Annotated in this window: 11 protein-coding genes; 1 reads left to right on the plus strand and 10 read right to left on the minus strand. The window is 47.6% G+C overall.

Annotated features, from left to right (window positions below; translation table 11 throughout):
* The 10 genes from ACR0QN_RS13110 to ACR0QN_RS13155 form a co-directional block, all read right to left on the minus strand.
* Window positions 1–1590: collagen-binding domain-containing protein (locus tag ACR0QN_RS13110; protein ID WP_432651670.1), on the minus strand; the 1590-nt coding region annotated here is incomplete at its 3' end.
* Between the two features lie 231 nt (window positions 1591–1821).
* On the minus strand, window positions 1822–2895 hold the full coding sequence (locus ACR0QN_RS13115) for a type IV pilus twitching motility protein PilT (protein ID WP_432651671.1): 1074 nt from the start codon (window positions 2893–2895) through the stop codon (window positions 1822–1824).
* 18 nt (window positions 2896–2913) lie between these two features.
* The gene (locus ACR0QN_RS13120; RefSeq protein WP_432651672.1) at window positions 2914–3396 is read right to left on the minus strand and encodes a hypothetical protein; all 483 of its coding nucleotides are present in this window, start codon (window positions 3394–3396) and stop codon (window positions 2914–2916) included.
* Window positions 3393–3908: a hypothetical protein gene (locus ACR0QN_RS13125; RefSeq protein ID WP_432651673.1), complete on the minus strand. Its 516-nt coding sequence runs from the start codon at window positions 3906–3908 to the stop codon at window positions 3393–3395. The genes ACR0QN_RS13120 and ACR0QN_RS13125 overlap by 4 nt, the downstream gene beginning before the upstream one ends.
* Complete coding sequence (locus ACR0QN_RS13130) at window positions 3905–4408, minus strand: hypothetical protein (protein ID WP_432651674.1); 504 nt, start codon at window positions 4406–4408, stop codon at window positions 3905–3907. The genes ACR0QN_RS13125 and ACR0QN_RS13130 overlap by 4 nt, the downstream gene beginning before the upstream one ends.
* A 115-nt stretch (window positions 4409–4523) precedes the next feature.
* The gene (locus ACR0QN_RS13135; protein ID WP_432651675.1) at window positions 4524–5645 is read right to left on the minus strand and encodes a bifunctional chorismate mutase/prephenate dehydratase; all 1122 of its coding nucleotides are present in this window, start codon (window positions 5643–5645) and stop codon (window positions 4524–4526) included.
* 25 nt (window positions 5646–5670) lie between these two features.
* A complete protein-coding gene (locus ACR0QN_RS13140; RefSeq protein ID WP_432651676.1) occupies window positions 5671–7647 on the minus strand; it encodes a DNA gyrase/topoisomerase IV subunit B in 1977 nt (658 codons plus the stop codon).
* A 92-nt stretch (window positions 7648–7739) separates the two neighbouring features.
* On the minus strand, window positions 7740–8063 hold the full coding sequence (locus tag ACR0QN_RS13145; protein ID WP_432651677.1) for a hypothetical protein: 324 nt from the start codon (window positions 8061–8063) through the stop codon (window positions 7740–7742).
* Window positions 8064–8170: 107 nt separating this feature from the next.
* Entirely contained in the window at window positions 8171–9130 is a 960-nt protein-coding gene (locus ACR0QN_RS13150; RefSeq protein WP_432651678.1) for a GNAT family N-acetyltransferase, read from the minus strand.
* Entirely contained in the window at window positions 9121–10269 is a 1149-nt protein-coding gene (locus ACR0QN_RS13155) for a CPBP family intramembrane glutamic endopeptidase (RefSeq protein WP_432651679.1), read from the minus strand. The genes ACR0QN_RS13150 and ACR0QN_RS13155 overlap by 10 nt, the downstream gene beginning before the upstream one ends.
* Before the next feature lie 394 nt (window positions 10270–10663).
* Here ACR0QN_RS13155 and ACR0QN_RS13160 point away from each other — a divergent pair, with 394 nt between their 5' ends.
* Window positions 10664–11161, plus strand: a complete 498-nt coding sequence (locus ACR0QN_RS13160) for a deoxycytidylate deaminase (protein WP_432651680.1) — start codon at window positions 10664–10666, stop codon at window positions 11159–11161.
* Window positions 11162–11366 lie beyond the last annotated feature (205 nt).

The following is an 11366-nucleotide window of genomic DNA, read 5'->3' on the forward strand; positions in this document are numbered from 1 at the left end:
CTCTCCGCCGGTCTCACCGCCGGTCTCACCGCCGGTCTCACCGCCGGTCTCTCCACCGGTCTCACCACCGGTCTCACCGCCGGTCTCGCCGCCAGTCTCTACGCCAGTTTCACCGCCGGTCTCGCCGCCAGTTTCACCGCCAGTCTCGCCGCCGGTCTCGCCGCCGGTCTCTCCGCCAGTTTCACCGCCGGTCTCGCCGCCAGTTTCACCGCCGGTCTCGCCGCCAGTCTCTTCGCCGGTCTCCTCACCAGCTTCGCCGCCGGAAATTTCGGATATTTCTATCTCATAACCATCGCTGGTTACCTGATGTATCTCGCCGCCCTGGTTTAATGTATCAACGATAACAGAACCCTCGATGTTATTATCGTTATAAAGAGTAGCGTTAGGAGCTACAATAATGCCGCCCCAGTTCTTAACGTCAATATTGCCGTTGTAGCTGCCAAAGTTGAAAATAACATTGGCATTGCTGCTGCTCCAGGCCTGAGGATTTATATTGCCGAAGCTTATATTGCTCATTCCGTCAGTCTGAACGTTGACAATAATATTTGCACCGTTGTTATTTGCAAGAATGTTCTGAAGCCAGCCGTTATTAACGTTTTCGTTGGAGTTTATCTGATCTACAGTTGCGTTTACAACAACAACGTTGTTGCCGGAAATGGAATTGCTGTTAATGTCGTTTAGAGCCTCGGAAACAGTCCGGAAGGGATTTACCGTACTTTCGGGATTATAAGCGACCTCGCTGTGCAAAGCATCGCCTTGATCAGCGATATTCTGAAGGTTCTGGCTGATATCAACTATTTCGCCGTCTTCGAGACCACGGATAGAAACAGCATTTATATCGCCGTTTACGGTCAGAGTTGTAGTTTTGGTTTCGCCGTTTTCCTCATATGTGATTATGTAGTTGTTTCCTTCAATAGAGCAGGTAGCTTCGAAGCCCAGCACTATATCGTATGTGGTGCCGTCGTAAACGCCCAGCTTTGTATCTCCCGTAAGGGCTTCAAAGCTGTCAACATAGCATATGTAGCTGTTGGTGCCGTTCTGATTGGTCATATGCTGAGCCACATTTGTGTTGAAAAGGTCAAAATTGTTTACGGTATTTGTGCAGACATTGCCCTCGATATGGTTGCCTGTATTGATGTTATTGCTGTATATTGCATAATCTTTTAAGGCGTTCAGGCTGTCAAGGAAGCTGCTAACGGTCTGGCTTCCGTCTGTAAGCATAAATACATTGTCGCCAAGCTGATAATAATTTGAAGAATTGCTCGTGGAAATACCGTTCTCAGACACTCCTTCATCGGAACTTGCTTTGGCAGCAGCCCTGCCGTTGGCACTGCTGCTTTCATTGGCGTAAGTGGTAGATATGCTGTCAGCGTCGTCACCGTTAGCCTGCTCGTCGCCTGCGTCAGCTTCTTCGCTGCCGTCATCATCCTGATGAGTATCTGATACAGAGGCTTTTGCCATACCGCCTGAGATGTCAATTGTCTCGGCGGAAACACCGCCGCCCTGGCTGTTAGCTGCAAAAACTGTCAGCGCAAAGGCGAATGCGCTGAGGGACTGAAAAACCTTGCGTTTTTTATCGTTATTATTCATAAGATTTATCTCCTTTCAAAATATGGAAATAATCAGAATTGATAAATTACTTTACATTATCAATTATAGCACAATAGCAGTAATTTGTCCAGTATTTTTAGCTATTTTTATCAAAAATAAACCAAGTTTGTAGACATTAACATAATGAAACGTTTTCGTCTTGTGAATTATTTCAATTTGTAATAAAAAAGTGCAAAAATCAGAGGTATTATATTGGACTGCCGTGAAATATCAGAGGCTGCCTTCTTCAAAAAGTTCTATCTTTTTGCTCATCATTTCGGGATTTGAAGCATAAAGAGCAGCCGTTTCCTTAGTGATAACACCGTCTGAGAACAGCTTGAAAATAGCTGTGTCCATAGTCTGCATACCCTTGGAGGTCTGCATTATTGTCTCTATCTGATGAGTTTTCCGCTCACGTATCATAGTGCGTATAGCGCTGTTTACCGTCATGACCTCGAAAACGGGGTGGAGAGTGCCGCTTTTATCGGGGAGAAGCTGCTGTGAGACCACCGCACGAAGCACCATAGAAAGCTGCATTCTTATCTGGTGCTGCTGATTTGTGGGGAATGAGTCGATTATACGGTCAATGGTGTTCACCGCACCGAGAGTGTGGAGGGTGGAAAGCACCAGCTGACCCGTTTCGGCGGCAGTCATAGCAATGCTCATAGTCTCGTTGTCTCTCATCTCGCCAAGGAGTATGACGTTTGGAGACTGCCTTAATGCGGCTCTCAGAGCGTCTGCATAGCTGTCGGTGTCAATGCCTATCTCACGCTGGCTGATAATGCTCTTCTTGTGCTTGTGAAGAAATTCGATGGGGTCCTCAATGGTTACGATATGCCCTCTGCGTTCGGAATTTATTTTATCTATCATACAGGTGAGGGTGGTGGATTTTCCGCTGCCCGCCGCACCTGTGATAAGGATAATGCCGTTATTCGAGTCCGCAAGGGACATAATGCTTTCGGGAATGTTAAGAGCGCTGCTGTCGGGCAGGTCGAAAAGCACATTTCTCAGCACCGCCGCAAGCGTGCTTCTCTGCCTGTACACGTTGACTCTGAAACGTCCTACGCCTGCAAAGGAGAATGAAAAATCCATCTCCCTGCTTATTTCGTCCGTACTTTTCTTAATATCCGCCAGCCCGAATATCTCGCTTATCATTCGCTCTGCGTCGGCAGGCATTACTATCTCCTCGTCTCTTGCCATAACGTTTCCGAAGACCTTGTAGCTTACCGCCGTGCCCGAAACTATGAAAATATCAGAAGCGCTGAGACTTACCGCTTCCTTTAAAATTTCGCTTATTCCCGTCATAGGTATCCTCCTTTTAGATCAAAATCCCTGCCATACGTTCAGCCGTTCTTCCTCGTCCTCTTCCTCCGCAGCGTAGACAACCGCTTCACGTATTATTTCATAGCTTCCCCGTCTGTCGGTGGGAAATGCGTCTACGCTGAGTTCAAGATAAACCGAGGATTTTTCGTCAATGGGCGTGGAGCAGGACACTATGTAATGCTCCCCCTCTTTGGTGCAGGAAGCAAATGTCAGCTCCTCAATAAGAGCCTCGAAATTCATATCAAAAAGTCCCGAGTCTGCCGCCGCCGCAATGCACCCGTCTATTTCGCTGAGCCTCTGCGCCGACAGATTTTTTGCCGCCTGGTATTTTTCCAGCCGCTCTGCACTTTTTTCCGTAAGCCTGTCGCCCCGTCCCGTGGCAGATAAAGCCGCAGCACCCACCGAAGCAAGGGTGATGATAAGAAAAACGGTTATGAGAGTGAGAAATCCCGGGGCTGAGACCGTTTTGAATTTTCCGTTCATTCTTCATTCTCCTGTTCATCGGGGATAGACAGGGGATAGGGCGTATAACATACCGCCCTTTCTTCCACCGTTCCGTCCTCCCATACAATACGGATATCCGAGGTCAGGAGCTGACCGTAGATAAGACCGTCACGTTTACATTCCTCAATGCTTTCGGTTATATATACCGCTCCGCCGCCGCTTTCGGGTGAGTATCTGAAAAGCTTGTCGCAGGGTATCATAAAGCTCATACCGTCTATGCAGTTATCCGCCGCTTTTTTTCCGAATATCTCCTCGGCGGCAAGCTCGGCGTTTCCCGTGGTACTGTACAGCTCGCACCAGGACTCGGCGCAGGCTACCGCCACCGCATATGTCTGCTCCCTGTCCGCACGCTTTGCCGCTGCGCCGAGTGTCCGCAGCGTGCTGCAGCAGCAAAGGGCGAAAACGGGGATAATAAGAGCTATCTCAATAAAAAATGGGTCAAGCTTTATTGCACCGCCCCGGCGAGGCTCGCCGAAAATAGATCTTTTCAAGCGTCATAGCCCCCTTCCGAGGAGAAAAATTTCGTCTCTGCCGAGGGCTTTGCAAAGATGATAACACTCTGTCCCGTTCCGGAGCAGGCGGTTATTTTGACCGTGTCCCCCGACGCTTCACATATGTAAACCTTGTCGGCGGAAAAAATGCTTTCACCGAGAGATACGTCCGAACCGCCGGGGACAACAGCCTCCCACAGGAAACCGTCCTTTAAAGTGATAACATCGTCATAGCCGTCCTGCCTGCCGATGACTATTTTGTCAAGGAGGCCGTTTTCGCCCGTAAAAATGCTTATGCTTTCCTCTGCGCTTCTCAGATGATTTGCGGTAAATCTTGCGGCACCAAGACATTCCGAGGAGTTTTCATATGCGTATCTTATGCGGTGGAAACAGCTTACCGCCGTCCACATAAGAGCAAAGGAGGTGACAGCGAATATGGTCATAAGAATGAGACTGTCATACCGCACCCGTACAGCTTTCGGCTTTGTACCAATATCCATTTGTCACACCTCCCAAAATGAAGCAGAAAAATCCAAAAGATAAAAGTTTTGCCGGGGGCTTTTTCTAAAGACCGGCGAGGGTAGAAGGGGCATTGCCCGGCGCCGCAGTAAAAAATTACATCGTCTCAGTAAAATTTCCCAGGAACTTAAAATAACCCATACCCGTTTTCAGGTCGTCAAGGAAAGCAGCCACCTTGCGGTTCTCATATGAGCCTTCAAAATCAAGGAAGATGACCGCCTCGAAATCCTTGCCCGCAACGGTCTTGTTGACTATCTTTTTAAGGTTCAAGCCGTACACCGCAAACTTGGTAAGAATTCTGTAAAGTCCTCCGGGAGTATGGGGAACGGAGAAGGATACGGAAATGGTGTTTGCGTTCTCGGGAACGGCAAAGTGCTTTGAAAAGCAGATAAATCTCGTGTAGTTGGGATAAGCGTCAGCCGCCTTTTCCTCAACTATTTTGAGCCCGTTCATCTCGGCGCAGGACTTGGAGCAGATGCAGCCGATTGTGTTGTCGGGGCTGTTTTTCACCATTTCTGCGGCAAGAGCGGTGTTAGCATAGTCCATAGGCTCAAGACCGTTGTTTTTGATGAAGTTTGAGCACTGCGCCAGCGCCTCACGCTTTGAGAAAACCTTCCGCACGTCCGCAGGGTCGGTCTCGGGCTTTACCGCAAAGCAGTGGGTTATCTCCACTCTGACAATGTTGTTTATGTAAAAATCGTGGCTTGCCATAAGGGCATAGGTTTCCGCAACAGAGCCGACGGTGGAGTTTTCCAGGGGGAGTATGCCGTAGTCTGCCCTGCCCCTTTCCACCAGGTCAACAACGTCCTTGAAATTGGTCATAAAGCGGATAGGCTTGTTTTCGCCGAAAAGCTTCACGCAGGCAGTCTCGGCATAGGCTCCCGTGCTTCCCTGGCAGGCAATGACCTGCGCCTGCTCGGGACGGAATATCTCAGGCTTTTCGTATATCTTTCCCCAGGTATACACCTCAGCCTGTATGCATTTGCTTATGTCCATGACCTCGGTGAACATAACCGCCGCTGCGTCAGCCATATGCTCGGGAGAAGCGGCTCTTATCCTGTCGATTACCTGCTGTTCTCTGCCCTCCTGCATAATGGGCAGGTCGTTTTCCTTTTTGTAAAGGGCAACACTCTTGCATATCTCCATTCTTTTGAGGAAAAGCTGGAGCATCTGCCCGTCTATATCGTTGATTTCTTTTCTCAGATCGTCAAGCTTCATTTTTTATAAAATTCCTTTCCTTTTATCAGCTTATATCCGCAAGCTCCAGATATGCGCCGCCGTTTTCGGCAATGTAGTCCTTTCTGCCCTCAAGGTCGTTTCCGAGGAGCAGGTCGAACATTTTTGAGGTAGCCTCTGCATCTGCGGGGGTTATCTTTATAAGCCGCCTTGTATCGGGGTTCATAGTGGTAAGGGACATCATTTCGGGGTCGTTCTCGCCAAGACCTTTGGAGCGGTCAAGCTTGTATTTTTCATCGCCGATTTTAGCGAGTATCTCGGTCTTTTCCTTTTCGTCATAGGCAAAGTAGGTCATCTTCTTGGTGGTTATTTCAAACAGGGGAGACTCGGCAATGTAAACGCAGCCCTGCTCAATAAGGGTAGGGGTGAGACGGTAGAGCATTGTGAGCACCAGCGTTCTTATCTGAAAGCCGTCCACGTCCGCATCGGTACATATAATGACCTTGTTCCAGCGGAAATTGTCCATAGAGAAGCTTGAAAGCTCCTTGTTAGCCTTGGATTTTACCTCAACGCCGCAGCCAAGTACCTTGATAAGGTCGGTTATGATATCATTTTTGAATATCTTGTCATAATCCGCCTTCAGGCAGTTGAGAATTTTTCCTCTGATGGGGATTATCGCCTGAAATTCGGCGTTTCTTGCGGTCTTGCAGGAGCCGAGAGCCGAGTCTCCCTCCACAATGTAGACCTCTCTGCGGGACTTGTCTCTTGTGCGGCAGTCAACGAATTTTTCCACCATATTGGCAAGGTCTATCTGCTTTGTAAGGTTGTTTTTGGTGTTCTGCCTTATCCTGTCGGCAGACTCTCTTGCACGCTTGTTGATAAGTATCTGGTCGGCAATTTTGCCCGCATCATCGGGATTTTCTATAAAATAGACCTCAAGCTGGTGCTTTAAGAAGTCCACCATATTTTCATAGATGGATTTGTTGTTGATAGCCTTCTTGGTCTGATTTTCGTATGATGTGTAGGTGGAAAATGTGGACGAGATAAGCACAAGGCTGTCTGCAATATCATCGTCTTTAACGGACTTTTCGTTCTTCTGATATTTGCCTGCGGATTTGATGTAATTGTCGATAGAGGAGCGGAATGCCTGCCTTACCGCCTTCTGGGGAGTGCCGTCATACTCAAGGAAGCTTGAGTTGTGGTAATATTCCTGAAAGCTTACCTTTGAGGAGAATGTGAAAGCGCAGGACAGCTTCATTTTGTATTCGGGTCTGTCCTCGGCATCTCTGCCCTTTCTCTCGCAGGAACAGAACTGCAGAGAGGTGAGATTTTCCTCTCCCACGATCTCCTTGAGATAATCGGTAATGCCGTTTTCGTAGTAATATTCGGTCTCCTCAAAGCCCCCCGTTTCCTTTTCAATACGAAGGATAAAGGTGACCTTGGGGTTTACCACCGCCTGCTTTTTAAGCACCGACTGAAAATAATCGGGGGGGATAACAATGTCCGTAAATACTTCGGAATCGGGCTTCCAGCGTGTTTTTGTGCCTGTACGCTTTGACTTTGTAGGCTCCTTTGACAGACCGCCGATGTTTTCTCCCTTTTCGAAATGGAGGTTATATTTAAAACCGTCACGAAGGACTTCAACGTCCATATATTCCGAGGCATACTGTGTGGCGCAGGCGCCCAGACCGTTTAAGCCCAGGGAAAACTCATAATCGCTGTTGTCATACTTTCCGCCTGCATACAGCTCGCAGTAAACCAGCTCCCAGTTCCACCGCTGTTCGGTGTTGTTGAAATCAACGGGGCAGCCACGTCCGAAGTCCTCCACCTCAATTGAATGGTCAAGGTAGCTTGTGACGATTATTTTGTCGCCGTGACCGTCTCTCGCCTCGTCAATGGAGTTTGAGACTATCTCGAATACCGAGTGCTTGCAGCCCTCAAGATCGTCCGAGCCGAATATTACCGCAGGACGCTTTCTTACTCTGTCCGCACCCTTTAAAATGCTTATGCTTTCGTTATCGTAATTTTTCTTTTTTGCGCTCATTTTGCTGTGATTTTTCCTTTCTTTTTTTATTTGTATATATCTGTGTTATGATCAATTTAAATAATAAATAATAAATAAAAAATAATAAAGAACTATTTTACATTTGCGATGTGCTTTTCCCTGTATTCAAGAATATACTTGCACCCCGCAAACACCGCCCCGAAGAATAAAACGGGCTTCCAGTCAACCTTTGAGCGGCGTGAGCTTACATAAACCGCCGTAGGCTTGTCCTTTTCGCCGATGGTGTAAAGCGCCGCAGGGATACCGTTTTCCACAACTATCTTGGTGGGACGGGCATTCACCACCGCCTTTAATACCACCTCGCTTAAGAACGAGGAAATGCAGGCAGCGGCGGCAGTCTTGCCCACCAGTTCAATTACCTCTCTGAGAGTCTGCTCGTCAACATAATAACTCATTTATTATCATTCCTTTCTTGAGAGTTTTGCGGTTTCCGTAAGGAAATCTTTGGCGGCAGCCAAAGAAGCAAAACTCGGGTTGAAAATCTTTGATTTTCAACAATTTCTTAAACCTCAAGCTCCATATAATAATCGTCCATAACAAAGCCGTTTCCGATATCGGCAACACCTTCGCCAATGGTTTTGTAGCCCATAGCTTTATAAGCGGCAATGGTGCTGTCGTTGTGCTTGTTAACAGTCAGCCATATTGCCCGAAGTCCTCTTTCCCGTGCAATATCTTTGAGCATATCGGTAACTGCCCGGGCATATTTCTTTCCCCGCTCTTCCTTTTTCAGATACAGCTTTGAAAGAAAAAGCCTGTCACCGTCGGGCTTTATAGCGGTGTAGCCGATGTCCTCGCCGCTTCGCTTTATGAAATAATACTCATAGCCCTCTTTGATGTTTTCCTTTTCCGCTTCAAAGGAGCAGAATTTTTCCACCATATAGTCAACCTGTTCTATGGTGATTATCCCGGGAAAATACTCGTGCCAGATGCTGTCCGCAAGAGCCGATACCCTGCGGAGCTGATCGTCTGTCTCAGCCTTTACAAGCTTTATTTTATCCATCTTTTTATCCCTCATTTTACGGAAAAATATTTTAAGAGTTCCTGCACATTCGTCCTCCATAGATCCGCCGCTAATAAGAGGACGGTGATTGTATGGAAGAGCGGAAAGGTCGGTCACAGAACCGAATGAACCTGCCTTTTTGTCATATGCGCCGAATATCACCCTGTCGATACGGGAGTTTATTATCCCACCCGCACACATAGGACAAGGCTCCAGCGTAACATACATCACACAGCCCGACAGCCGCCAGCCGCCCAGAAAACGGGAAGCGCTTTCAATAGCCTCAAGTTCGGCGTGAGCCAGGGGACTGCGGCTTTTTTCACGTCTGTTGCGCCCCTCGCCCACTATCCTGCCGTCGGAGAGCCGCACTATCACCGCACCCACAGGGACTTCTCCCTCAGCCGCCGCTTCATCTGCAAGTTCCAGGGCACGTTTCATATATTCATTATCCGTCATAGCCATTTTATATCAATTATCATCAGCATTACCGTCAGGGTCAGCCACATAATGACTGAGGCGTTAGTAAGGCAGCACATTATCCGTTCCTTGGTGCTAAGGTACATCTGATAAAGGGGCAGGCTTATCTTGTTGCTGTATCTCATAATGAAAACGGAAACAGCGGTAAATCCAATTGTGATATACACAAAAAGCAGAGCCGCAGTTATGGACATATAAAGTCCCTCGGGCAGCTGTACGCTTTTTAAGAGCGTAAGAAAATAAACGCTTCCGCTTATGACGATACGCATAACAAATCCCGTAACGATAGAGCCGGAGCGGACCACAAAGAAGCCCACCACAAGCATTATCGTAAATGTAAACAGGAATGTGTGATAATTTCCTGCGGTAAGGGCGGCTATAAGGCTTGTTACGATAAGAGCGTAGCCATCGCCGAACTGTTTTAATATCTGCAGGATAATTCCGTGATGAACGATCTCGCTGATGAGCGGAACAATGACCGCCGTAAGGACAGCGGACAGTACCAGGCAGACCTTGTTTTGGGGTATCCATATGCTGTAATTGGGGTCAACGCCTAAAAGCGCCGCTGATGTGTGCTGTATATTTGAAAGCACGGTAGCGATGCCGAAGGTCAGCATCGCCATAGGAACGGCAATGTTAAACAGGGGCTTGTTGTATATCTTCACGGGCATTAAAAGCTTTTTTGGCATATTTATCTTTCTGAGCAGATAGATAAGGGGCAGCAGACGGACGGATATCTTTACGATATAATCCGTTGCCACAGCCACATATTCGCTGCTTGAAACAAACCGCAGAAGGTTGTACAAAAGGGGAATATCCCCGAAGGGGGCCACGTCCTTTATGAGCCATATCATAAGATTGAGAACGGTATAAATGCTGAGAAACTTGGCAAGCAGGGAATGTATCTCCACAATGACCGTCCGCTCCGCCGCCTGGGGAGACTCGGTTATGAAGCCTTCTCCGTCACGATAGGTAAGCTCGTCGGAGTTGTCAAGAAAATAGAAGCCGTAGTCCTTTTTGTGTTCAATGCGCCATTTGCGGTATAATTCGTTGTATTCTTTGTCCTGAAGCTTTAAGGAGGCAATGCGGCTGTCGCTGTTGTCCCTTTTTCTTGTGATAGCCATAAGGCGCCTGCTCCTTTCCTATGCTGATTTTGCGTATGATTAAATTTATTATACCACATTTTTCTTTGATGTTTGTGAATTTTTTGTGTATGAATATGCCTGTTAATTTTAGCAGGCTGAGCCTGCCGCCGCTTGTTCTAAAGTTTATTTGGGCAACGAGCTGACGGCTCGGGAGAGCCGTACCCTACAAGCTTTTTACATAACATTCCGTATCGTTACCGAGCCGACTGTCTGTCGTCAGAATAAATTATAGAACGTCTCGCTGCGAGTCGTCACCCGCAAATCAACCCAAGGTCAAATTCTTGTAATAATCCTGTTTACCTCTTGCATTTTCGGCGCAGTTCTGCTATACTGTTTATAAAGAATACTATATCCGGAAAGGGGCATATTTCTAATGAGCACAGTTCAGAGACGGGACAAAATAAACTACTATCTGGATATCGCCGAGACAGTTCTCGAGCGTGGCACCTGCCTGCGGAGAAATTTCGGAGCGATAATCGTTAAAAATGATGAAATAGTTTCAACGGGATATGTTGGCGCACCCAGAGGCAGAACAAACTGCTGCGACCTTGGCTACTGTACCAGAGAAAAGCTGGGCATACCTAAGGGACAGCGATATGAGCTGTGCCGCAGCGTTCACGCCGAGGCAAACGCCATAATCTCCGCCGAGAGAAGCGACACTATCGGCTCCACCCTTTACCTTGCCTGCCACGACGCAAAAACAGGGGAGCTTTACGGCGATGTGGAGCCCTGCTCAATGTGCAAGCGGCTCATAATAAACGCAGGAATATCAACGGTAATAATCCGCAACACCCACGATAAATACACCACCATCAACGTCCAGAGCTGGATAGAGAATGACGACTCTATCGGGGGCACGGACGGATACTGATTTAAATTTTTTATCAAAATAAAAAAACCGCCTTTCGGAAATACCCAAAAGGCGGTTTCAGTTAGTCGATAAAGTGTTTAGTCGAAAAAATTTGCACAAATAAGGTCATAGTAAAAGTTTCGTCCACCTTTTCAAAGGTGGCAGGGGTCAAGGGGGCGGCGCCCCTTGTCGCCCTTCCGCAATGATAAACAAAGTTTATCTGCGA

This window comes from Huintestinicola sp., assembly GCF_050874005.1.
Classification (GTDB): Bacteria; Bacillota; Clostridia; order Oscillospirales; family Ruminococcaceae; genus Huintestinicola.

Coding starts and splice junctions, on each gene's coding strand:
- ACR0QN_RS13155 (WP_432651679.1), bottom strand. CDS start 10,269: ATGGCTATCACAAGAAAAAGGGACAACAGCGACAGCCGCATTGCCTCC.
- ACR0QN_RS13140 (WP_432651676.1), bottom strand. CDS start 7,647: ATGAGCGCAAAAAAGAAAAATTACGATAACGAAAGCATAAGCATTTTA.
- ACR0QN_RS13115 (WP_432651671.1), bottom strand. CDS start 2,895: ATGACGGGAATAAGCGAAATTTTAAAGGAAGCGGTAAGTCTCAGCGCT.
- ACR0QN_RS13160 (WP_432651680.1), top strand. CDS start 10,664: ATGAGCACAGTTCAGAGACGGGACAAAATAAACTACTATCTGGATATC.
- ACR0QN_RS13145 (WP_432651677.1), bottom strand. CDS start 8,063: ATGAGTTATTATGTTGACGAGCAGACTCTCAGAGAGGTAATTGAACTG.
- ACR0QN_RS13150 (WP_432651678.1), bottom strand. CDS start 9,130: ATGGCTATGACGGATAATGAATATATGAAACGTGCCCTGGAACTTGCA.
- ACR0QN_RS13120 (WP_432651672.1), bottom strand. CDS start 3,396: ATGAACGGAAAATTCAAAACGGTCTCAGCCCCGGGATTTCTCACTCTC.
- ACR0QN_RS13135 (WP_432651675.1), bottom strand. CDS start 5,645: ATGAAGCTTGACGATCTGAGAAAAGAAATCAACGATATAGACGGGCAG.
- ACR0QN_RS13130 (WP_432651674.1), bottom strand. CDS start 4,408: ATGGATATTGGTACAAAGCCGAAAGCTGTACGGGTGCGGTATGACAGT.